17 protein-coding genes and 1 pseudogene are annotated in these 22,219 nt (G+C 60.2%); 13 read left to right on the forward strand and 5 right to left on the reverse strand.

What is annotated here, in order from left to right; all coding sequences use genetic code 11:
* The first annotated feature begins 10 nt into the window (after window positions 1-10).
* Window positions 11-1,591, forward strand: a complete 1,581-nt coding sequence (locus tag AC0ZT5_RS28675; protein WP_488499166.1) for a class I SAM-dependent methyltransferase — start codon at window positions 11-13, stop codon at window positions 1,589-1,591.
* A 17-nt stretch (window positions 1,592-1,608) separates the two neighbouring features.
* A complete protein-coding gene (locus AC0ZT5_RS28680; protein WP_488499167.1) occupies window positions 1,609-4,395 on the forward strand; it encodes a rhamnan synthesis F family protein in 2,787 nt (928 codons plus the stop codon).
* A gap of 60 nt (window positions 4,396-4,455) precedes the next feature.
* Here the strand turns inward: AC0ZT5_RS28680 and AC0ZT5_RS28685 are convergent, their stop codons facing one another.
* Both AC0ZT5_RS28685 and AC0ZT5_RS28690 read right to left on the reverse strand, forming a co-directional pair.
* Window positions 4,456-5,964 carry an alginate O-acetyltransferase AlgX-related protein gene (locus AC0ZT5_RS28685; RefSeq protein ID WP_488499168.1) on the reverse strand — a complete coding sequence of 503 codons (1,509 nt, stop codon included), beginning with the start codon at window positions 5,962-5,964 and terminating at the stop codon, window positions 4,456-4,458.
* A 2-nt stretch (window positions 5,965-5,966) separates the two neighbouring features.
* Complete coding sequence (locus AC0ZT5_RS28690; RefSeq protein ID WP_488499169.1) at window positions 5,967-7,403, reverse strand: MBOAT family O-acyltransferase; 1,437 nt, start codon at window positions 7,401-7,403, stop codon at window positions 5,967-5,969.
* A 457-nt stretch (window positions 7,404-7,860) separates the two neighbouring features.
* On the opposite strand from AC0ZT5_RS28690, the gene AC0ZT5_RS28695 reads away from it, so the two are divergent.
* Window positions 7,861-8,469 carry a class I SAM-dependent methyltransferase gene (locus tag AC0ZT5_RS28695; RefSeq protein WP_488499170.1) on the forward strand — a complete coding sequence of 203 codons (609 nt, stop codon included), beginning with the start codon at window positions 7,861-7,863 and terminating at the stop codon, window positions 8,467-8,469.
* A 59-nt stretch (window positions 8,470-8,528) separates the two neighbouring features.
* Here the strand turns inward: AC0ZT5_RS28695 and AC0ZT5_RS28700 are convergent, their stop codons facing one another.
* A complete protein-coding gene (locus AC0ZT5_RS28700; RefSeq protein ID WP_488499171.1) occupies window positions 8,529-9,320 on the reverse strand; it encodes a class I SAM-dependent methyltransferase in 792 nt (263 codons plus the stop codon).
* A 265-nt stretch (window positions 9,321-9,585) separates the two neighbouring features.
* Between AC0ZT5_RS28700 and AC0ZT5_RS28705 the strand changes: the two genes are divergently transcribed.
* A complete protein-coding gene (locus tag AC0ZT5_RS28705) occupies window positions 9,586-10,560 on the forward strand; it encodes a hypothetical protein (RefSeq protein ID WP_488499172.1) in 975 nt (324 codons plus the stop codon).
* A gap of 162 nt (window positions 10,561-10,722) precedes the next feature.
* Here AC0ZT5_RS28705 and AC0ZT5_RS28710 read toward each other — a convergent pair.
* Window positions 10,723-11,097: pseudogene (locus AC0ZT5_RS28710) on the reverse strand (alpha/beta hydrolase); the annotation flags it as partial.
* A 131-nt stretch (window positions 11,098-11,228) separates the two neighbouring features.
* Here AC0ZT5_RS28710 and AC0ZT5_RS28715 point away from each other — a divergent pair.
* The 9 genes from AC0ZT5_RS28715 to AC0ZT5_RS28755 all read left to right on the forward strand — a co-directional run bounded on the left by AC0ZT5_RS28715 (window position 11,229) and on the right by AC0ZT5_RS28755 (window position 20,716).
* Entirely contained in the window at window positions 11,229-12,179 is a 951-nt protein-coding gene (locus AC0ZT5_RS28715) for an NUDIX hydrolase (protein ID WP_488499194.1), read from the forward strand.
* Window positions 12,180-12,247: 68 nt separating this feature from the next.
* Window positions 12,248-13,210 (forward strand): quinolinate synthase NadA, encoded by a 963-nt coding sequence (nadA, locus tag AC0ZT5_RS28720; RefSeq protein WP_488499173.1) that lies wholly within the window; start codon window positions 12,248-12,250, stop codon window positions 13,208-13,210.
* Window positions 13,207-14,748 (forward strand): L-aspartate oxidase, encoded by a 1,542-nt coding sequence (locus tag AC0ZT5_RS28725; protein WP_488499174.1) that lies wholly within the window; start codon window positions 13,207-13,209, stop codon window positions 14,746-14,748. Before nadA ends, AC0ZT5_RS28725 begins: the two co-directional genes overlap by 4 nt.
* Entirely contained in the window at window positions 14,748-15,602 is an 855-nt protein-coding gene (nadC, locus tag AC0ZT5_RS28730; RefSeq protein WP_488499175.1) for a carboxylating nicotinate-nucleotide diphosphorylase, read from the forward strand. The genes AC0ZT5_RS28725 and nadC overlap by 1 nt, the downstream gene beginning before the upstream one ends.
* Window positions 15,603-15,728: 126 nt before the next feature.
* Window positions 15,729-16,703 carry a biotin synthase BioB gene (gene bioB / locus AC0ZT5_RS28735; RefSeq protein ID WP_488499176.1) on the forward strand — a complete coding sequence of 325 codons (975 nt, stop codon included), beginning with the start codon at window positions 15,729-15,731 and terminating at the stop codon, window positions 16,701-16,703.
* Window positions 16,700-17,839 carry an 8-amino-7-oxononanoate synthase gene (locus AC0ZT5_RS28740; protein WP_488499177.1) on the forward strand — a complete coding sequence of 380 codons (1,140 nt, stop codon included), beginning with the start codon at window positions 16,700-16,702 and terminating at the stop codon, window positions 17,837-17,839. Before bioB ends, AC0ZT5_RS28740 begins: the two co-directional genes overlap by 4 nt.
* Window positions 17,836-18,471 (forward strand): dethiobiotin synthase, encoded by a 636-nt coding sequence (bioD, locus tag AC0ZT5_RS28745; protein ID WP_488499178.1) that lies wholly within the window; start codon window positions 17,836-17,838, stop codon window positions 18,469-18,471. Before AC0ZT5_RS28740 ends, bioD begins: the two co-directional genes overlap by 4 nt.
* Entirely contained in the window at window positions 18,471-19,736 is a 1,266-nt protein-coding gene (locus tag AC0ZT5_RS28750; RefSeq protein WP_488499179.1) for an adenosylmethionine--8-amino-7-oxononanoate transaminase, read from the forward strand. The genes bioD and AC0ZT5_RS28750 overlap by 1 nt, the downstream gene beginning before the upstream one ends.
* Window positions 19,733-20,716, forward strand: a complete 984-nt coding sequence (locus tag AC0ZT5_RS28755) for a beta-ketoacyl-ACP synthase III (protein WP_488499180.1) — start codon at window positions 19,733-19,735, stop codon at window positions 20,714-20,716. The genes AC0ZT5_RS28750 and AC0ZT5_RS28755 overlap by 4 nt, the downstream gene beginning before the upstream one ends.
* A 440-nt stretch (window positions 20,717-21,156) precedes the next feature.
* Here the strand turns inward: AC0ZT5_RS28755 and AC0ZT5_RS28760 are convergent, their stop codons facing one another.
* Entirely contained in the window at window positions 21,157-22,143 is a 987-nt protein-coding gene (locus AC0ZT5_RS28760; protein ID WP_488499195.1) for an Arm DNA-binding domain-containing protein, read from the reverse strand.
* Between the last annotated feature and the right edge of the window lie 76 nt (window positions 22,144-22,219).

Consider the following 22,219-nt stretch of genomic DNA (forward strand, 5'->3'; position numbering starts at 1 on the left):
CGACACTCAAATGGGAGAAATATTCGAACGGGTCCTGCCGCGGCAAGCACTTGAGTGGACCGGCGAACGGTTGACAACCGCTACGGCGGGTCAGGTGGAGATCGAGCACCTTCATCGCTATTTTCTTGCCCGGGCTCTTTGCCGCGACCTTGATGTTGTCGATGTCGCTTCAGGCGAAGGCTACGGCTCCGCTCTTCTGGCCCAGGTCGCGCGATCGGTTGTCGGTATCGAGTTGTCCGAGGAGGCCGTAGCGCACGCCCAGCGGGCCTATGTCGCTCCCAACCTTCGCTATCAGCAAGGAGACGCTCGCAAGTTGCCGTTGGAAGATGCGAGTGCCGACGTGGTCGTGTCGTTCGAAACGCTAGAGCATTTTTTTGAGCATGATCTGTTTATCGCAGAGGTTCAGCGCGTTTTGCGGCCAACCGGTTTTCTCATCCTTTCGTCGCCTGAACGAGATGTCTATTCCCCACTCGGAAGCCCTGCCAATCCCTATCATGTGCACGAGCTCTCGCGTGTGGAGTTCGAGGCCTTGCTGAAGGGGGCGTTCCGCCACGTCTTGATACTCCTTCAAAGACCGCTGCTCGGATCAACGCTTATCGCGGATGACGAGGCCGGAATATCGAGAACGATAACGTTCGAGCGACGAGGAGAGACGCACTACGAGGTCAGTCATGGCTTGCCTCGACCGCCTTACAATATTGCGATTGCGTCCCAATCAGAACTTCCGACTATTCCTAATTCGTTGTTCATCGAAACAAGCGAGATCGGTGAAATCCTGGCGCGAGCAGAAAGTGGCGCTGCCGCTCACGCGGAGCTTCGCAATCACATGGAGCAAACGGAATTGCTGGCTTCCGGGCTCCGACGCGAAATTGAAACGGCCAGTGAAACCATCAAAGCTCAAGTCGAACGGGCCGAAAAAGCGGAAGCCGCATTGGCATTGGCTCAGTCTGGAAGCCATGCCGCTAGCGCAGAGCTCCGCAGTCACCTGGAGCAGACGGAATTGCTGGCTTCCGGTTTCCGCCGCGAAATTGAAACGGCTAGTGAAACCATCAAAGCTCAAGTCGAACGGGCCGAAAAAGCGGAAGCCGCTCTGGCCTCAGCTCAATCGGGAAGCCGTGTTGACATTGAGGGGCCCCTGGGCACCTCCGGACCTGCTGAGGACAAGCAGCACCCCACCGGGACCTTTGATGCGACGGCAACCGAAATTCAGTCTTCGGCGTCGGCACGCTGGGCTGAACTCGAGCGGCTGCGGTTCGAGTTGGCGCAAGTACGCTCCGAACTCGCTGCGGCAGCTGTGCAGCGAGACGTATTGAGAACGTCTTTCCGGAGCCACGCAAGCCTCCTCACGGAATCGCGTCTTAGGCAAGATGCCGAGACCAAAGAACTGCGACAGCGAAATGCTGAATGCGAAGCCAGGATTGCGGAGTTGGAGCGCAAGGCTGCCGAATGGGAGCAACGCTACTTGGGCCTGCGCAGCCGCCTCGAGGCCATTTTGAAACGCTTTGGGATACTAGGCGCGTCGCGGCTCTTTCCTCGCCCGCTTCGCGCCTTTGTCCGCAATCGTGTTCTTGGACCGGGACGCACACAATGAATAGCCGCGAGAGCGCAATGGCTGATGAAATTCGCCGTGAATTCGTCGCTATGCTGGAAATGACCGGGTTCGTAGATGCCGACTATTATCGTTCCTCCCTTAACCGGCCGGAGCTGCGGGATCCAGTGGGGCACTATGCCGAAATTGGCTGGCGGATTGGATTGGAGCCAAATGCGCGATTCAACGGCGATTTCTTGCGTCCCTTCTACGAGACGGCAGGGATGTTCAAGCCGCCTGCTTATGTCTGGCTAGAACTTTCGGCTCTCGGGGAACCGCTGCCCGCGAACAAACACGAAGCCGAAGAACTTGCTGCAGCCTTCCGACGGTCGCCGTGCTTCGATGCTGAATTTTACGCTGACCGTTTGCCCGCCGGTATGGACCCAGCGTTGCACTATGCAGTGGTCGGTGAGCCGATGGGCTGGCGCGCATCGCCTCTTTTTGATTCGGCTTATTATCGGGAGCGTTATCCTGATGTCGTGAGCGCCGGGATGTCGCCTTTACTGCACTACCAGCACGATGGCAGGCGCGAAGGTCGGCGAGGAGTTTCCGTCGTCGATAGGCTAGAGTTTTCGCCCTTGCCGCAGTCCGAAAAGCCGGTTGTGCTTTTGATTTCGCATGAGGTTTCGAGAACCGGCGCGCCTATGTTGGGCTGGAACCTTGCACGGGAACTCGCGAAAAGGGCAACGGTGGTTTCCCTGATGATGCGCGGTGGAGAACTGGAAAGCGACTTCATCGCCGTTGCCGCCTCGTCCGTAGGTCCGTTGACATGGGAGGACTGGAACTGGGTGGATGCGGCCCGGCTGGCCAAGCGGATCACAGAGGAATTCAGGCCGCTTTATGCCATCGCCAACAGCATAGAAACGCAGATTATGGTACCTGCCTTGGCGTCTTGTGGAGTGCCGAGCGTTGCTTTGGTGCATGAGTTTGCCGCCTACACGCGCCCTGTGGCCAAGATGCGAAACGTTTATGACTGGGCGCAGCATGTCGTTTTTCCAGCAGAGATCGTCGCGCAGTCTTCGTACGATGCCTTTCCTGGCCTCGAAAGGCGCCCCGGAATTCATATCATGGCGCAGGGGCGCAGCGATCCGCCGCCAGCGTCCTCAGCCGATGAGCCGGCTGACAAAAAAGGAGACGAGTTCCTGCTTCGTTTGCGGCCCGAGGGTGAGGAGGCCTCCTTTCTAGTACTCGGCGCCGGTATGGTGCACATTCGTAAAGGCGTCGATCTTTTCATAAGCGCAGCTGCCACGGCGAAACGGCTGCGACCGAATGTTCGCTTTCGATTTGTCTGGATCGGGGATGGGTACGATCCGGAGAATGACAGTGGCTACTCCGCGTATCTCGCCTACCAGATAGCCCAGTCGGATCTGGGAGATAGCTTGGTGATGCTTGATCCGGTATCGGATTTGGAGCCCGCATATGCCGTTGCAGACGCCTTCTTGCTCAGTTCCCGCCTTGATCCGCAGCCAAACGTGGCCATCGATACGGTTGTGCGCGGGATACCGACCGTGTGCTTCCAGGGAGCTTGTGGAACGGCGGAAATCTTAGGGGCCGACGCTGCAACACGTCCTCTCATTGCACCTCACCTCGATACCCATGCCGCAGCCGTCATCTTGTGCGGGCTGGCAGACGACCGCGACAAGGCAAAGGCCTTGGGAGCGGAAGTGGCGCGAGTAGGACATGCGGCCTACAACATGAGTGCCTATGTTCAACAAATCGATGAATGGGGCAAAACATCCGCGGCAGCACTTCATGACGAGGATCTTGCCACCCTGATCGCAGCCGCTGCTGTCGATATCGAAATGGTTCTTCCTCCAGGTATGGCGCCAATTGCCGAGTTGGAGGCCGGGCGGCGCACGCTCCAGCAATGGAGCATCATGGGCCTTTCGGGCGATTCGACAGCCAATCCACAGTTCCGTCGTCCTTGTGCAGGCTTCAATCCGCAAAGCTATGCGCAAGCCAATCCAGACGAGTGCGGACCGGGAAAGGCTCATCCCTTAGCCCATTGGCTCCGCGCCGGGCGCCCCGCCGGCCCCTGGTCCCGGGACGTTTTCAATCCTGTCAACGGCACTTACCGGCCGTCGGAGCAGCGTGTGGCCCTTCATGCCCATTTTTACTATGAAGGTCTGGCTGATGATCTGGCCTCCCGGCTCAAGCGCAACCGCGCGCGCTGCGATCTGTTCCTGTCCACGGACACCGACGCCAAAGCCAGACATCTTCGAGCGGTGTTTGACGACCACCACGGTTCCGTTGAAATGGCAATCGTTCCCAACAGGGGGCGCGATGTCGGACCGCTTCTTACTGAATTCCTGCCACGGCTGCTTGATGGCCGCTACGACCTGATTGGCCATGTGCACGCCAAGAGGAGCGTGGGCACGGACGCGGCTATGGGGGAGGCATGGCGGCACTTCCTTTGGGAGAACCTGGTTGGTGGCGAACACGCGATGCTCGATCTCGCTGCCGAGGTCTTCGCATCGAAACCGGCGATAGGTCTTTTGATGGCCGAGGATCCACACCTCGTCGGTTGGAACGACAACAGGGAAATCGCTGAAGATTTGGCAAGACGGATGGGCATCGCCATGCCGCTGGCGGACTTTTTCGATTTCCCGTTGGGAACCATGTTCTGGTGCCGTCCAGGCGTATTGCTTCCGCTTAGCGAACTGGGTCTTGATTGGAATGATTACCCATCGGAGCCCGTTCCTTATGACGGCACCGTCCTCCATGCGATCGAGCGCTTGATGCCGTTCGTTGCGCGCAAAGCCGGATTCGATACTGCTGGTTTGCGCGCGCCCGGCACGAGTTGGTAACAGGAATGGAGCTGGCAGCAGAAAATGCCTTCATCGAGGGTGTTCAACGGGCGGACTGCGTCATCGCCCCATCGCTACTGGTTGATGAGCCTGCTCTGAGAATGAGGGGAGTGCCCCGGTTTGTATTTTGAGGTGGGATAGCGTTCCGGTAGAGTAGATCGGATCAACCCTCAACGTCATGCCGGCAAAATCCTCCGGCAAAACAAGCCAGAAGTCGCGCGCCCCCGGCGCGTCCGTGAGCATCAACGAGAACCCCTCGAAGTATGGCCCGTTCTGATTGACCTGGTCTTTGATCGGCAAATAGACATAGGTGTTCTGTCTTACAGCAGTTTCGAACGAGATCCGCACGCAAGGCCGGCCATGTTCTGCCAATCGTACAAGGATCTGAGGATCGACTCCCGCGGTGAAATCACCCGATGACTGGTTGGTCAGGTTCTCGAATTTCAGCCCATCTTCCGCTACGTCCGACATTCTGCACCCGCCAGCGGCCTTTGCGTTGGCGTCCATAAGCGCTTTGCCGAACACCCCTGTCCAGGACAACTCGCCGTGGAGAATTCGGGACAGCATGTTCCGCTCGACTAAGTTCACCAGGACATGCTTCGGGGACTTCGCGAATGCATTGGGGACTTCCACTTCGATATTCTTGCTCCCGTAGGATACAAAAAGAGGGTTCAGGAAGACGCGCTTTATCAAATCATAGCTTACGCCATAAAATGAGTCGTGAAGTATAAATGTATCTGGAATCTTTTGATCGCTATCATCCGTAAATGTCCGAGATGCGTAGTCGTCATAACTTGCTTCAGCTTCTTTGTGCTCGATTCTTAACAACCTGTTCGGTATATCGGTGGCGTGCATGATTTGGCCGCTTGCGAGGATCGGGCCATCCACTTTTCTGCCGGTCAACTCGAAGACGAGTTGCCTGACGGCTTTGAGTTTCCCAAGCTCGTTCCAGTGGGTATCCGTTCTGAAGTAGAGCAGGTCATCGGCTACGTCGTGACCCATCACATCGAAATGGTCTATTATGCTCGATTTGCTGGTCTTTGCGATGCGGCGCCACAAACGCGATGAAAGGATCTTACAGCCGGCAGCGGACGCAGCGGCAGGCCCGAGTTTCTCGGGATACACAACCTCCTTGTCTGGCGAGACCGACATACGAAAGTCTATGCCGATCCCCTTCGCTATCATTCGCAACGCTTCAACATGCGCCAGCATGACGCCAATATCGTGCTCTGACATACATGCGCCGTTCTGGAACCCAGGCTTGTAAAACAGCCATCCATCCACGCCGGAGATGACTTGGGATGTATTGACAAAGCCGAACACCTTGACATCCAGGGCATTCTTCGCGCGGATGGCGTCCATTCCGACAGGAGAACTGCTGACAAGCCTTCTGGCTACGTCGTTCCGGTACTTCTCGTCATTTGGCGTCAGCAGTTTAGCCGAAGTGAGTTCGGTCAAGGTGATCGCTCTTTCGGCGGCCGGGTCGGGTCCCATCAGGACGAGGCTGCCGACGGGCGCAGCCAGAAAGGCGGCGAAGGCTGCGATGGTTGCGAGATTCGCCAGTTTCATACTCAGAACCTGAAATAGAGGAACGGCGAGAAGGCCTGAGGTACGATGTAGATCGCACAGATGACTGCTGCGACGCTGACGAAGACAAGCCGGGCGAAGCGCGCGGCACTGCCCGCTGCCCCGGCTACGACCACACCCAAGGGGCTGACCTGCCCCTGGATGACTATGAGGAGGCACGCCAACAGCATAGCGACTTTGCTCTGGGGCGAAAGCGCGAGCTCCATCGACCCGGGCAACCCGAACGCCCCGTGCGCCAGCGGCAACAGCATGGCGCGTACATGGTTGGCGAAGACTGCCAGGTCGTTTGCGCGGAACAGGACCCATCCGAAAATCACGACGGGAAAGAAATAGGTCATCCGAACGACCTGAGACGAAAACGCCCTTCCTCCGAGGATCAGGCGTTCCGCTATGAGAAAGGTTCCGTGGTATGCGCCCCACAGGACGAACGTCCATGCCGCCCCATGCCATATCCCGGTCGCGAGGAACACGATCATCAGGTTTGCGTAAGTTCGCACCGGGCCCACCCTGTTTCCCCCCAGAGGGATATAGAGGTAGTCGCGGAACCAGCTCGACAGCGAGATGTGCCAGCGACGCCAAAACTCAGTGATCGTCGACGCGGCGTAGGGGTGGTTGAAGTTCTCCTTGAACCGGATTCCGAACATCATGGCGAGGCCGATCGCCATGTCCGAATAGCCAGAAAAGTCGAAATAGATCTGGATCGAATAGGCGATTGCCCCGAGCCAGGCAGAGGCAAAGGTTTGCTCCGCGCCGGCAAGGGCAAAGGACGCGTCCGCGACGCCCGCGACACTGTCCGCGATAAGGACCTTTTTGCAAAGGCCGACCATGAACCGACCGGCCCCGGCGGCAAAGATATCGGCATTGAGATCAGGATGGTGAAAGTCCTTCTCGACGTCCCGATACCGTACGATCGGGCCGGCAATCAGCTGCGGGAAGAAAGCTTTGTAAGCGCCAAACACCACCAAGTTGCGCTCAGCCTTCACCTCGCCACGCCATACGTCGATCACATAGGAGATGCCCTGGAACGTGAAAAACGAGACCCCTATCGGGAGAATGATGGTTTGCGCGAAGTGTTGCAGACTCTCGGACCCGAAGAAACCGACGGAGCCAAGAAGGAAGGCCGTATACTTGTAATAACAGAGGACCAACACGTTCAGAGTGACGACGGCGGTGACCACTAGTTTGTGATGCCAACGTTCCACCGCGATCGCGCCCGCGAAATTCAGCACTATGCTGAAGAGCAGCAGCAGAACGTAAATGCCAGAAGACCAGTAAAAGAAGATCAGGCTGGAAAGAAAGATGAATGGCGAGAACAATCTCGTTCGACTCAGGAGCGAACCTAGCAAGAGTGTGATCGGCAGGTAAAGGAAGAGAAATGCCTGGTCGGAAAATACCATTGTGCGCCGATCGGTTTCGCCCACTTGTCCTTCCGGATCGCAAATGGACGGAATGAAGTCAATACGCAGGACTTGGCCTGGATTCCTTCCCGAACCAGCGCCGCGCTCCCCAGTGACAACGGGCTATCTGTGAATTGAGTTCGGCAAGTTGACCGGCGCCGCTTGGGAGATGCCGCGCGATAACGCCCGCTGGGCGGAATGAGGTCCACCACAGCGAGAAAATCGTTGACTTGCTGGCGCGGTGCATGACGATTTCGCGCCGCAGCACGATTGGAGTCGACGGCGCGGGCACCGCAGGATGATGGCGATAGCCTGGTCCAGTGGCGAATTGCTACTATTATTCGTCTCGCCCTGTGTGCGAATGCCCTGAGTCCGTGCCTTATGGAGGATCCCTTTGTTGGTGTGCACAGTTTGCGGGAATGATGAGTTTCGGGACAGCAAAGTTCTTTGGCCTCGACTGATCGCTGAGTGGAATTTATCGTTGGCCGAGGTTGCCTATATCGACCGTCAGCAAGGCACGCAATGCACGCAATGCGGCTCAAATCTAAGGGGGGTTGCCTTAGCCAACGCAATTCGCGAAGCCGTTCCTACCCCCAACACTTTGGTCGAGTTTGTCAATACAAGTGAAGCGCGCCGTCTCCGCATTCTCGATATCAACGGCTCGTCATTGTCTGCGACACTTTCGGTTCTCCCACTGTATACCCGTGCCGACTACCCCTCGGTAGATATGCAGTCCATGCCCTATGAGGACGATCAGTTCGATCTCGTCATTCATTCCGATACGCTGGAACACGTGCCATTTCCGATTGAAGCTTTGAAGGAATGCGGACGCGTCCTCTCGGATGAGGGATGCTTATGTTATACTGTCCCAACAATTGTCGGTCGTTTGACGCGCGACAGAGAGGGGCTTCCGCCAAGTTACCACGGGGATTCGAACCAAGGGGGATATGACTTTATGGTGCACACCGAGTTTGGGGCCGACGCTTGGACATTTCCAATTCGAGCTGGCTTCACATCGGTCAATGTAAATACGGTTTCATATCCAGACGCCACGGCAATAACTGCCCGTAAAAAACTATTTACTGCGTAGTATTACTTCTAAGTTCGTATAGTCATTTTCCTCATGAGACATCCCGTTTGTACGGCAGCTTATTGATCGAGCTTGCGGACGACATAAAGGTCTTGGTGCGCCCACCAAAACGCCTGCTGGAAGCGGATCAACTCGGCCCCTTCGATGTCGGACACTGCTTTTTGAACATAACCGAGGGAAACGGCGCTTGTTCCATAGTCGCGAGCGTCCAGATCACGCTGGTCGCTCTTCGAGTTCCAATAAAATCCGGTGTCATCAAATTGCGCAGACACTCCCCCAGCTCTGATATTTTGGAGAGTGACGGCTCCGTGAGTCGTGAAAATAAAGATACCCCCCGGCTTCACTGCAGTGAAAACGCGAGAAAGCCAAGGCGCGAAGGTGGCGTCTGGCATGTGCGAAAAAAACGATAGGGCAAAGACAACATCAAACTCGTCGTCGATGCTCCAGTCCTCCGGTTTTGTCGACGAGAGGTGTGCCCTAACGCCGATCTTGTTTGATAGGAATTCAACGGCATTAGGGTGAACGTCGCTGGAAACCCATGCTGCATCCGGCAGAACATGCATCGCGTAGCGCGCGACGCGCCCATAACCCGACGCGAACTCGAGGACGCTGGATGGACCAGAAGAAAGGTGTTCGCGGCAAAGGTTGGCGAAGCGCTTGGCGCAATCTTCTCCCCCGGTGAAATAGGCTTCGATCGCTTTGCGGTGATCTGTCGGAAACACGGCCCGGACGAAGAAATCGAGCAGCATGTCATCCTTGCTGATCTCATAGACGACCTTTTTCGCTTCGGCGATCGACCGGGCGAGTGGTTCATGCTCTGCCAGTATGCTGGCAATATCGATATCTGACATCGATTCTCTCTGAGCCGTCCGCCGCCAACCCACAAGCCGCCTGCCGCCAACTTACAATCTAGAGACAATTAAACAATCTGCAGCCTGCTTTTAGGTCGCGTTTGTGCCCGCATGCCTGGCGTGGAGGAGCTCCGACACGAATTTGCGTCACGGCGAGTTCGGGGCATCCGAGCGCTGCGGAAATCGCTTATCGGTCCAAGCGTAGCGCGAGAACGGACAGGCAGAGTGGACCGTTGCTCAACCGGGCCGACTAGGCGTAGGAAGAGTGAACAAGTCCTCCATAGAGCTGGCATTCATGCCCAGGGCAATCCTTCATATCGGCCTCGCCAAGACTGGAACCACGTTCCTGCAGAACTGGCTCCGATACAACAGTGTTGTCCTGCGACCGGCCGGCTTTTACGTCGCTCCTGACATGGCCTCTCATCAAGTCGCGGCAAGCCTGGTCCAGGACGTGTCGCGGCGCGCCTTGGACGATATCAGGGGTCTCGCCAACCTTCCTGACGAGAAGGAGACGCTGTTCTCGTCCGACCCCGATCTGGTGTCGATCATATCGTCAGAATACTTTCATATCTGCGAGCCGCTGCATGTGGCGGAATATTTCAGGCAGGAGAATGTGGACGTCGTCATGATCGTCTGTGTCCTGAGGCGGCAGGACATCCTGTCAGCTAGCGGCTATGCGCAGGACATTAAGTCGCTGGGGCGCAGCGATATTGTGGACGGCGCCGAATATCTTCCCCATCTTGACTGGAATTGTCTCTACGAGAGCTGGGCCGGCGCATTTCCCGATGCCGCCATGCGGATGATCAACTATAGCCCACGTTCGCTGCTGAGCGCGTTCAAGGTGCGGCTGGGTATTTGCATCGAAACGATCGATCAGGTGCAGGAAATTCATGCCAACCGGAGCCTTAACGCCGAAATGACCGAGGTTGCGCGAATGCTCAACGAGCGCGGTCTGCCACCGATGTCAGAAGCGCTTTTGGCTCTTCAACGACACCTGCCAGGGCCGTCGTTCGGTTTGCCGGCATATGTCGTAAGACAGTTTGAAGACGCCTATCTCGTTTCCAATCGCAAGCTGGCCGACCGGCTGCGGGATCCTGAATTTGAGGAAATGTCGCGGCCCGGATGGCATACGGACGGAGTCTACATGGCCGGGCAGATTGACAACGCCAGATTCGCCGAAATCATCAAACTGGCAGAGCGGGAAGGCGCTGGCATTGGGCATCTCCAGACATCGACTTGAAATTCGGTCGAGCTTCTTTGCCTTCCATTGATACTCGGATTTCTCACAGGCAATTGCTATCAGACGCTCTAATGCGCACATCGGCGTTCCGCGAGAGCCGAAGGTGCCAATTGTGCCAGGTCTGAGTCGGCCTCGGACGTCGTCAGGCAGCGTGCCCATCACTTATGCGGCGACAGCGACAACAGCGTCGACAAAAGCCTGCGGTGCTTCCTGGTGCAGGTTGTGGCCGATGCCTCCCTTGATTAACCGGTGCTCGTATTTGCCCGAAAACATCTTGGCGTACGTGCTTGGGTCCGGATGAGGCGCCCCATTGGCGTCACCCTCGAGCGTAATCGTGGGGACTCTGATCACGGGAGCCGCGGCGAGCCCCTTCTCTAGGTCATCGTACTGTGCTTCGCCCTCTGCTAGCCCAAGCCGCCAACGGTAACTGTGGATCGTGATCGCGACATGATCGGCATTGTCGAAAGCTGTTGCCGACCGCGCGAAAGTGGCGTCGTCGAACTTCCATTGCGGCGAGGCAAGTTCCCAGATCAGGCGCTGAATACGCCTGGGTTGAAACGTTGACTGCCGCCACGGCCCGGTTCACGCTCAGAATCAACCCTTGGCCGTAGGGCAGACAATTGCCAGCGCACCCTGATCGAGGACTACGCAAAAATGAGGCGGAAGATATTGTGAGGCAGCCCGCAAAAAGCGGCCAACAGCATTTTATCGCGGCGGAACTGATTGCGGTGTTGGTCGCGGTGACGATTGGCCAGCCGCGCGTCATGACCATCGAGCGTGGTCAATCCCTGCCTTCCGGCCCATTCGAACTTGGACATCGTTCCCTGCAGTCGGGCCTTAGGGATTGGGTCGAACAGCAGACACGCCACCCGTTGGGCTATATCGAGCAACTCTACACTTTCGCCGATCGCGACAGGACAGCAAACGGGAGCGCGCAACGCGTGGTTTCCATCAGCTATCTCGCCTTGACCCGGGAGGAGCAGGCTGCACCTGCCGACAAAGCCGCCTGGCGCAACTGGTACGACTATTTCCCTTGGGAAGATCATCGTGCGGGTGTTCCCTCTACATTACCGGACGTGATCGTTCCGCGCCTGAAGGCATGGGCGGATGCCGCGGACGATCATCAAGTGCGTCTCGATCGCCGGCAACGAACCGCGATTGCCTTCGGTCTCGATGAACATTCATGGAACGAGGAGTTGGTGCTGCAACGCTACGAATTGCTCTACGAAGCGGGTCTTGTCGGGGAAGCGCATCACCAGCGAGGGGAAAACGGCACGCTATCGGCCTTCGGACTGGCAATGGCGGCCGATCACCGCCGTATTCTGGCCACAGGCATCGCAAGGTTGCGCGCCAAGATCAAATATCGTCCTGTCGTTTTCGAACTCATGCCGTCGGTCTTCACGCTCCTGCAACTCCAGCGCAGCGTCGAAGCACTGGCCGGCCGGCTCGTCCACAAGCAGAATTTCAGGCGGTTGGTGGAGCAGCAGGAACTTGTCGAAGAGACTGGCGCGTCAACAACCGACACTGGCGGCCGACCGGCCAAGTTGTTTCGCTTCCGGCACGGCGTGCTGGCCGAGCGGGCGGTCGCCGGGACGAAATTGCCACTTTCGCGTGCTTGACATCCCTTATACTCCATATAAGCATATGCCCTATATATACTCATAGCGAGCATATGTAAGGGGCGCAAATGACGCTGAGTTCCACGCTGTACGATCGAGTACGGACGGTCATTCCGGCCATCGAATGGCCGGTATTCGCCGATGATATCGAGGCCATTCTCGATCTGAAGCGGCAGCGAAACGCCGTCATCCTGGCGCACAATTATCAAACACCGGAAATCTTCCACTGCGTCGCCGACATCGTCGGCGACAGCCTGGCACTTGCCCGCAAGGCGATGACGGTCGAAGCGGATATCATCGTGCTCGCCGGCGTGCATTTCATGGCCGAGACGGCGAAGCTGCTCAATCCGCAAAAGACAGTGCTCATTCCTGACCTGCAAGCAGGCTGTTCGTTGGCGGACTCGATCACCGCCGACGACATCCGGCTGCTGCGGCAGCGCTATCCGGGCGTGCCGGTCGTCACCTACGTCAACACCTCGGCCGAGGTGAAAGCCGAGTCCGACATATGCTGCACCTCCGGCAATGCGAAGGCCGTGGTGGAGTCTCTGGGCGTTCCGCGGGTGATCATGCTGCCGGACGAGTATCTGGCCCAGAACATCGCCGCCCAGACCGATGTGAAGATCATCGCCTGGAGAGGGCATTGCGAGGTGCATGAGCGCTTCACGCCTGCCGACATCCGCCAGTTGCGCGAGGACCATCCCGGGGTGAAGGTGCTGGCGCATCCCGAGTGCCCGCCGGAGGTCGTCGCGGAAGCTGACTTCTCCGGTTCGACTGCTGCCATGTCGGATTATGTCGGAAAGCAAAAGCCGCCCCGCGTCGTGCTGATGACGGAATGCTCGATGAGCGACAATGTCGCGGTCGAACACCCCGAGGTCGAGTTCATCCGGCCCTGCAATTTGTGCCCGCACATGAAGCGGATAACGCTCGCCAACATCCGTACGGCTCTCGAGCAGAACCGCCATGTGGTAACCATAGAGCCGGAGATTGCCGGGAGCGCGCGACTGGCCGTCGAGCGGATGCTGGCGGTATGAGCATGGACGTCCGCGATCTCGCCGGGCGACCGGTCATCATCGGCGGCGGCATAGCCGGGTTGATGACCGCGCTGCACTTGGCGCCCGAACCGGTGCTTCTCCTGTCCAGGACGCCATTGGGTGCTGACGCGTCAAGCACATGGGCACAGGGCGGGCTGGCCGCAAGCCTCGGCGACGACGACGATCCGGCACTGCATCTGGCCGACACGCTCGCCGCAGGCGATGGGCTCTGCGACGGGGACATGGCGAACCGCATCCTCCAAGCCGCGCCCGGTGCGATCGAGACGTTGGCGAGCTTCGGGGTCCGCTTCGACCGCACGCCGGAAGGGACGGTGCGTCTTGGACTGGAGGCCGCGCACAGCCGACGCCGCATCGTTCATGCCGGCGGCGACGGCAGCGGGCGCGAGATCATGCGTGCCCTGGTTGCGGCCGTCCGCTCGACACCGACAATAGAGGTCGTTGAGGAGTTCGAAGCGCGCCAACTGGCCGTGGACGACGGCAAGATCGCCGGTGTTCTGGCGAGCGGTCCGACGGGCCGGGTGTTCTTCACCACAGGACGGGTTGTCGTTGCCACCGGCGGAATCGGCGGGCTGTTTCTCGACAGCACAAATCCTCTGGGCAGTTGCGGACAGGGCCTGGCGCTTGCGGCCCGCGCGGGGGCTGTCCTTGCCGATATGGAATTCATCCAGTTCCACCCGACCGCGCTTGATGGATCGAACCGCCCCATGACACTCATCAGCGAGGCGGTTCGCGGCGAAGGCGCAACCATCGTCGACGAGACAGGGCGGCGTTTCGTCGACGGTTTGCGAGGTGCGGAACTCGCGCCACGCGACATCGTGGCGCGCGCCGTCTGGCGGCATCTTGCCGACGGCCATCGGGTCTTTCTCGATGTGCGGGAAAAGCCCGGCCCGGCATTCGGGCGGCAGTTCCCGACGATCGCATCGGCCTGCGGCAAGGCGGGCATCGATCCGACGCGTGATCCCATTCCCATCCGGCCGGCGCAGCACTATCACATGGGTGGTGTGGCAGTGGATCTGGCCGGGCGCACATCAGTTCCGGGACTTTGGGCTTGCGGCGAAGCCGCCTCGACCGGGCTGCACGGCGCCAACAGGCTGGCCAGCAATTCGTTGATCGAGGCCGTCGTCTGCGCGCGCTGGGTCGCCGAGAATGTTGCCGGTTCGCCCGGAGATGGCGGAAAGCCAGCGATGGCACCTCGCCTGTTCGCCCCCGATCCAAGGCCCGTGCGTCCTCTCCTGTCCCGAGCCCTCGGCGTCATACGGGATGGCGAAGGGTTGAAGGAGGCCGTACGGGCCTTGTTGCTGCTGTTGCAGCGGCGCGACATGGCGTCCGATCCTGCGGCCGTCGGGCTGATGATCGCGGCTGCCGCCTTGCAGCGCCGGGATAGCCGAGGGGCTCATTTCCGGACCGACTTTCCGCATCATGCGGCTCTCGCCCGCCGCTCCCAAATCACGCTCGACGCGGCCATTGCCGCGGCGCGGGAACTCACATCCTCCCCAACTCTGGAAAGCGTCTCGTGATGAGCCTCTCGCCACTCCCCGCAATCATGCTCGAGCCTCTGGTGCGTGCAGCTCTTCTCGAAGATCTCGGAAGGGCTGGCGACGTGACCTCGGATGCCGTCATACCGAAAGACCATCATGCGATAACCGCGCTGACAGCGCGCCAGGCCGGGACCGTCGCCGGGCTCGATCTGGCCATGCTCGCCTTCCGGCTCATCGACCAGAGCGTCGACATGACCATACATTATGCGGATGGCAGCGAAGTCGAGGCCGACGAGATCGTTGCAACGGTGAGCGGTCCGGCCCGGGCCATTCTTACCGCGGAACGGACGGCGCTCAATTTCCTCTGTCACCTGAGCGGCATCGCCACCGCGACGGCATCGGTCGTCGCGGCGGTTTGCGGGCACGGCGCAAAGATCGTCTGCACCCGCAAAACGACACCCGGCTTGCGAGCTGTCGAAAAATACGCCGTGCGTGCCGGTGGCGGGTCCAATCACCGCTTCGGCCTCGACGACGCGATCCTGATCAAGGACAACCACATCGCCATCGCCGGCGGAATTCGCCCCGCAATAGAACGCGTGCGAGGCAGCGTGGGCCATCTCGTCAAGATCGAAGTCGAGGTCGATACGCTGGCCCAGCTGGAAGAGGTTCTGGCGCTCTCTCCCGACGCGGTGCTGCTCGACAATATGTCGGTCGACGAGCTTCGCCAGGCGGTGGTACTGGTTGCCGGCCGGACAATCACCGAGGCATCTGGCAGGATCACCACCGCGATTGCGCCAGCCGTTGCCGCAACCGGTGTCGATCTGATTTCCATTGGCTGGTTGACTCACAGTGCGCCGATCCTCGATATCGGTCTCGATTACCGTGAGCTTTGATGGTGAGACCCTGACCATCTACATTCGACCCAGCTCCTCTCGACGCGTCCGCCAGTTTGAAGGCGCCCATGTCGCCACAACGCAAGGAACAGGATGGAAATGCACGCAGCGATTTCGGAAAAGACCATGTCTGAAGCACAATCCTTCAACGGCGGCCGGAAGTGGACCCTGGAAGAGGCTCGGGCGCTGCATGACGCGCCTTTCAATGACCTGTTGTTTCAGGCACAAACCGTTCACCGCCAGAATTTCGATCCCAACAAGGTCCAGTTCAGCCGGCTTCTCAGCATCAAGACCGGCGGCTGTCCGGAGGATTGCGGCTATTGCAACCAGTCGGCCCATCACGAAACTGGCCTGAAGGCGTCGAAGCTGATGGAGGTCAGGCGCGTCATCGCCGAAGCGACCAAGGCGCGCGATGCCGGCGCCACCCGCTATTGCATGGGCGCCGCCTGGCGCAATCCCAAGGCGCGCGACATGGATGCGGTCGTAGCGATGGTCGAAGGCGTCAAGGCGCTGGGCATGGAGACCTGCATGACGCTCGGCATGCTCGATCTTGAGCAGACCGCTCGCCTGAAACAGGCTGGTCTCGACTATTACAACCACAACATCGATACGTCGGAACGCTACTATAGCGAGATCATCAGCACGCGCAGCTTTGCTGACCGGCTCGAAACGCTCGAGCTTGTCCGCCAATCCGGCATCAAGGTCTGCTGCGGCGGCATTGTCGGCATGGGTGAAGAGCCGGTGGACCGGATCGACATGCTGGTGACGCTGGCCAATCTGCCGGAACATCCGGAAAGCGTTCCGATCAACATGCTGATCCCGATCGAAGGCACCCCACTTGCCAACGCCAGGCCGATCGAGCCGATCGAATTCGTGCGCGTGATCGCGCTGGCGCGCATCATGATGCCGAAATCGCATGTCCGACTTTCGGCCGGCCGCACCGCCATGACCGACGAGATGCAGGCGCTGTGCTTTTTTGCCGGAGCCAACTCGATCTTCGTCGGCGACACGCTGCTGACGGCGGACAATCCTGGCGAGGACAAGGATACCCTACTGTTCCGGCGTCTCGGCATCGAGCCGATGGACCTTGAGGTGCAATGAACGGGGCATATCTCGCCCGCTATGACGCGACCTTGCAGGGGCTGGTGCGCAAGGACCGGCTGCGGACACTGTCGCCGCGCGCCGGGCTCGACTTCTCGTCGAACGACTATCTCGGGCTTGCCGCTTCGAGAAGGCTAGGCGAGGCGGTTGCGGCGGCGATCGCGCAGGGCACGCCGGTCGGCGCGACCGGATCGCGGCTGTTGCGCGGCAATGCGCCGGAACACGAGGCCCTGGAGGCGGACGCTGCCGCGTTCTTCGGAGCTGAACGCGCGCTGTTCTTCGGCAGCGGCTACATCGCCAACTTCGCTTTGCTGACCGCCCTGCCGCAGAAGGGCGACCTTTTGGTCCTCGACGAACTCGCCCATGCCAGCATGCATGAGGGGGCCCGTGCTGGCCGCGCCGAGTTCAAGCTCGCAGCGCACAACGACGTCGATGCTTTCGAGGACGCGATCACGCGCTGGCGCGCCGAAAGCGGCATGGGGCGCGTCTGGATCGCGGTCGAAAGCCTCTACAGCATGGATGGCGACAGCGCGCCGATGGAGAGCCTGGTCGCGCTTGCCGATCGGCACGAGGCATTCATCGTCGTTGACGAGGCGCATGCCACCGGCGTCTGGGGACCCGAGGGCCGCGGCCTTGCCGCCGCATTCGAGGGTCGCGACAACATCGTCGCACTTCACACATGCGGCAAGGCGCTCGGCGCGTCCGGCGCACTCGTCACCGGGCCGGGACTGCTGTGCGACTATCTCGTCAACCGCTGCCGGCCATTCATCTATTCCACCGCGCCATCGCCGCTGATGGCAGTGGCAGTGCGCGAGGCGATTGCCATTCTGTCCGACGAGCCGCTGCGCCGCGTTCAGCTGCATGAACGCGTTGCCTTCGCGGGTCGCCAATTGGCCGAGCGCTGCGGCGTGACGCCGAGCGGCTCGCAGATCCAGCCCTTCGTCATCGGCGATAACAGGCGCACCATGACGGTGGCGGCAGGGCTACAGGCGCGCGGCTTCGACATTCGCGGCATTCGCCCGCCGACCGTGCCCGAGGGCACGTCGCGCCTGCGCATTTCATTGACACTCAACGTCGATGAGGCTGGCATTTCCACCATGGTCGAGGCGCTCGCCGAAGTGTTGGCAACGGCATGACCAAGCGCATCGTCGTCACCGGAACAGATACCGGAATTGGCAAGACAGTATTTTCGGCCGGGCTCGCCGGCCTGCTCAATGGCTTCTACTGGAAGCCGGTGCAATCGGGCCTCGACGAGGAGACCGACAGCGAGGTCGTTGCCCGGCTTTCCGGCTTGCCTGCTGGGCGCGTCCTGCCGGAAGTTTACCGTCTGAGGATGCCGCTTTCGCCACATCGATCAGCCGAAATCGACGGCGTCGCGATCGAGGCGGCAAAGCTCTCACTTCCAGTCCTACCGGGTCCGCTCATCATCGAAGGCGCCGGCGGGCTGATGGTGCCGCTCAACCGGCAGACAAGGTTCATCGACATATTCGCGCAATGGCAACTGCCGGTCATCCTTTGCGCGCGCACCGCGCTCGGCACCATCAATCACACCCTGTTGTCGATCGAGGCGCTGCGGGCCCGCTCCATCCCGCTCATCGGCCTCGCCTTCATTGGCGAGGAGGTGGCCGATACGCAAAAAACAATCGTGGAATTCAGTGGCGTGCCACAGCTCGGCAGGCTGCCCCTGCTCGATCCCCTGACGGGTGAAACGCTGAGGGATGCGATGGTTGCCGGCTTTGACCTCGCCTCGATTGCGGGAGGCGAATGATGTCGCAGTCCAGTGTGTGGCATCCGTTCACGCAGCACGCGCTTGAGCCCGTGATACCTGAAATCGTCCTGACGGAGGGAGCCTATCTCCAAAAGGCCGACGGCACGCGCATCCTGGATGCCATCTCCTCCTGGTGGGTCATCACCCATGGCCACCGTCATCCCCGTATCATGAAGGCCATCGAGACGACCGCGTCGGCGCTCGACCAGATCATCTTTGCGGGCTTCACGCACGAGCCGGCAGAGCGCCTGGCCAAGGCACTTGTCGGCCTCGCTCCCTCCGGTCTCGAGTGGGTGTTCTATTCCGACAGCGGCTCAACCTCCGTTGAGGTCGCGCTGAAGATGGCGCTTGGCTATTTCCGCAACATCGGCGCTCCGCGCTCGCGCATCGTCGTCATGGAGCACAGCTATCATGGCGACACCATCGGCACGATGAGCGTCGGCGCCCGCGGTGTGTTCAACGCTGCCTACGAGCCGTTGCTGTTCGAGGTCGATACCATCCCCTTCCCGGCCGCCGGGCGCGAGCAGGAGACGCTGGATCGGTTCGAGGCCGTCAGCCGCGACCGGCACGCCGCCGCGCTGATCGTCGAGCCGCTGGTGCTTGGCGCCGGCGGTATGCTGATGTATCCGGCCTCGGTTCTGACCGAACTGAAGAAGATCGCCGAAGCTTCGGGCACGCTGCTGATCGCCGACGAGGTGATGACCGGCTGGGGCCGCACCGGAACCATGTTCGCCTGCGAGCAGGCATCCATCTCTCCGGACATCCTGTGCACCTCGAAGGGCTTGACCGGAGGCGCCATCCCGCTGGCGGCGACGCTTGCCACCGACACCATCTTCCGGGCCCATTTTTCCGACGACCGCAAGAAGACCTTCTTCCATTCGAGTTCCTACACCGCCAATCCGATTGCCTGCGCGGCAGCGCTCGCCAATGTCGAGATCTGGCGCGACGAACCCGTGGCCGAGCGAATCGCGGCCTTGAGCGGGATGCAGGCCGCCGGGCTTCAGCGCTTTCGCGACAATGCCAACTTCACCGACAGTCGGGTGACCGGCACGATCGCGGCCCTCGATCTGCACGCCGGCTCAGCCGGCTATCTGGCCGAGATCGGGCCAAAACTGCGCGCTTTTTTCCTCGAGCGCGGACTGCTGGTGCGTCCGCTCGGCAATGTGCTCTATCTTCTGCCGCCCTATTGCATCACCGGCGACGAGCTCGACGGGCTCTACGACGCCATCGCGGAGGCCGGCGAACGCTTCGGCTCAAAACCATGAGCCGATCGTCGCGCATTCTCGGGTTCGGCCATCATGCGCCGGCGCGCAAGGTCGAGAATCAGGAGATCGAAGATCGTCTCGGGCTCGAGCCAGGCTGGATCGAGAGGCGCACCGGAATTCGTTCGCGCTTCTGGGCGACAGATGAAGACACGCTGTCCGGCCTTGCCACGCAGGCTGGCGAGATGGCGCTGGCGAACGCCGCTATTGACCGAAGCGACATCGGCCTGCTGTTGCTCGCCACCTCGACGCCTGATCACCTCCTGCCGCCGAGCGCACCCCTGGTCGCCCATCGACTGGGACTGACACGCGCAGGCGCGGTCGATCTGACCGGCGCCTGCGCCGGCTTCATCTATGCGCTGATGTTCGCGGATGGCTTCACCCGCCTGCACGGCAAACCAGCGCTGATCATCGCCGCCAACATCCTCAGCCGTCGCATCAATCCGGCCGAGCGCGCAAGCTCGGTCCTTTTCGCCGATGCTGCCGGCGCCCTGGTGATCGGTCCCTGCGAGGACCCTGATCGGGGCATTCTCGGCGCCTCGGTGGATTCGGACGGCTCGCGCTACGGGCTGATCCAGATCCCGGCGGGCGGAAGCAACATCCCGTTCCAAAGTGGCCTGGATCTCGGGCAAACCCGAATGACGATGACCGACGGCCGCGAAGTGTTCGCCAGGGCCGTGGACATGATGACTGCATGTTCAAAGGACGCGCTCGCCGCAGCCCGAACGCAGCCGCAGGACATCGATCGGTTCGTGCCGCACCAGGCCAATGCCCGCATTTTCGATGCGGTCGGGAGGAGCGTCGGCATTGCAGATGAAGCAATCGTCAAGACAATCGCCGAATACGGCAACTCTTCCGCCGCGACGATCCCGCTCTCACTGTCGCTCGCCCATCGCACGGAACCGTTCCAGCCGGGCGAGAGAATTCTTCTGGCGGCAGCGGGTGCGGGTCTCAGCGGCGGTGCACTGGTAGTCGGAATCTAGCCGAGCCACCGACAGCGTGAACCGACTGATCATGAATGGTGGATAGGACAAAGGCCAATGCGAAAAATAGTCGCCGGCAAGCTGCACGGCATTCACGTCACCGAAGCGAACCTTTGGGTCGGCGGCTGGACATGCGGCAGACGTCGCGTGATTGCAAGTGCCCAACACGAGTTTGGCGCTTTGTATGGTAAGCCACCGAAGCACAATCGGACACGGTCCTCAGTGCCAGTGACCCCCCACTCGGTCGGCGCTGACATATCTAGATGATCTAGATATTTCAGCGTGGCCCATATGGCCTCCGGATAGGGGCGCGGCCCTTAGCGAGGCGCCAGCAACGAAGGAAATGCCGGGCCTATCCTCCTCGCACATTCTTGCGAGATAGCAGTGCGGACGTGATGGAGGCATTGCCAACCATGGAAGCGAAGCGCGCGCCTCTCCGGCTAATTCGGCAGACCTGCCAGCCGCAAGGCATCGGTAACCTCACCTAGAATACCCGGGGCAATTCCGACAGCCGCTGACCAGCGGCCGATGGAGAAATGCGGGTCAAGCGACATAAGCCGAGTGCCCGCCGCCTTTGCCTCGTCGAGCCGCCCGAGACTGGCAAGCGGTGCCGCCAGCCATCCGTGCAGGATGCTGAACCCAGGATTCAGTTCCACGGCCCGCCGTCCTGCCGAGACAGCTTGCTCGTGCCGGCCGGACAGGAAGTTGCCGAAGCCGATAATGCCTTGCGGCACACAGCTCATGGCGTCGAGCGGGCTGAGCCGCATCGCCTGCTCGCACCAGTCGATCGCCCGCGCCGCGTCGCCGCCATAGGCCACCGGCACGCAGCCGAAGGTGTAGACGAAGGCGCAGGAGGCGCTGAGAGCCAAAGCCTGCGCAAAGGCCTCGTCGGCCAGCCTGCGGTCGTGCTCCACCAGGCCAATGGTGAACCCGGCCAAGGCGAGCGCCATCGCGTCGCCCGAGCCATGTTCGATAGGCGCAAAGCTGCCGTTCGCATCGTGAATCGCTTTCGGGTCACAGTCTCCCGTTGCGGCACCGAGAAGAAGCTCCCGTTCGAAAATGGCGCGTCGCATGGCGCGCGTGCTGTCGGCCATCGGTGTGGCTGTGAGCCATTTCTCACCGAATTCGCCAAAACTTCTTGCCTCTTTCAGGCAGCGCTTGTCGCGCTGCTTCTCGATCGCCGGCGATCGCCCCTCGCCGATAGCGCGCTTCGCGTCGAGACATTTCTCTCGAGCCAATGAAAGCGAGATCCCGTCGCGCCCATACCTGCCTAGATAGACCGTCTCGCGGCGCCCGTTAAGCCTGTAATCCAGCCGAAACGAGATCGCGCCGCTGGGCATGACGCGGACATACATGCCATCACGGTCCACAATTTTGTAGACTTTCTCCTTTGGTTTCAGCGCCTTAAGGGCGGCGTCCGTCAGCATACCCATTGCCTCCTGAAAAGTACCGTCAGTACAATTTCGAGGCTACGTGAAAGGAAATTCCTTTTTCCTTCAATGT

The sequence above is a fragment of the Mesorhizobium sp. CNPSo 4670 genome, from assembly GCF_057784235.1.

Bases quoted from the DNA above. Each gene is read 5' to 3' on its own strand.
- AC0ZT5_RS28675 (WP_488499166.1), top strand. From the start codon at position 11: ATGGGAGAAATATTCGAACGGGTCCTGCCGCGGCAAGCACTTGAGTGG.
- AC0ZT5_RS28680 (WP_488499167.1), top strand. From the start codon at position 1,609: ATGGCTGATGAAATTCGCCGTGAATTCGTCGCTATGCTGGAAATGACC.
- AC0ZT5_RS28685 (WP_488499168.1), bottom strand. From the start codon at position 5,964: ATGAAACTGGCGAATCTCGCAACCATCGCAGCCTTCGCCGCCTTTCTG.
- AC0ZT5_RS28700 (WP_488499171.1), bottom strand. From the start codon at position 9,320: ATGTCAGATATCGATATTGCCAGCATACTGGCAGAGCATGAACCACTC.
- nadA (WP_488499173.1), top strand. From the start codon at position 12,248: ATGACGCTGAGTTCCACGCTGTACGATCGAGTACGGACGGTCATTCCG.
- AC0ZT5_RS28725 (WP_488499174.1), top strand. From the start codon at position 13,207: ATGAGCATGGACGTCCGCGATCTCGCCGGGCGACCGGTCATCATCGGC.
- nadC (WP_488499175.1), top strand. From the start codon at position 14,748: ATGAGCCTCTCGCCACTCCCCGCAATCATGCTCGAGCCTCTGGTGCGT.
- bioB (WP_488499176.1), top strand. From the start codon at position 15,729: ATGTCTGAAGCACAATCCTTCAACGGCGGCCGGAAGTGGACCCTGGAA.
- AC0ZT5_RS28740 (WP_488499177.1), top strand. From the start codon at position 16,700: ATGAACGGGGCATATCTCGCCCGCTATGACGCGACCTTGCAGGGGCTG.
- bioD (WP_488499178.1), top strand. From the start codon at position 17,836: ATGACCAAGCGCATCGTCGTCACCGGAACAGATACCGGAATTGGCAAG.
- AC0ZT5_RS28750 (WP_488499179.1), top strand. From the start codon at position 18,471: ATGTCGCAGTCCAGTGTGTGGCATCCGTTCACGCAGCACGCGCTTGAG.
- AC0ZT5_RS28755 (WP_488499180.1), top strand. From the start codon at position 19,733: ATGAGCCGATCGTCGCGCATTCTCGGGTTCGGCCATCATGCGCCGGCG.
- AC0ZT5_RS28760 (WP_488499195.1), bottom strand. From the start codon at position 22,143: ATGCTGACGGACGCCGCCCTTAAGGCGCTGAAACCAAAGGAGAAAGTC.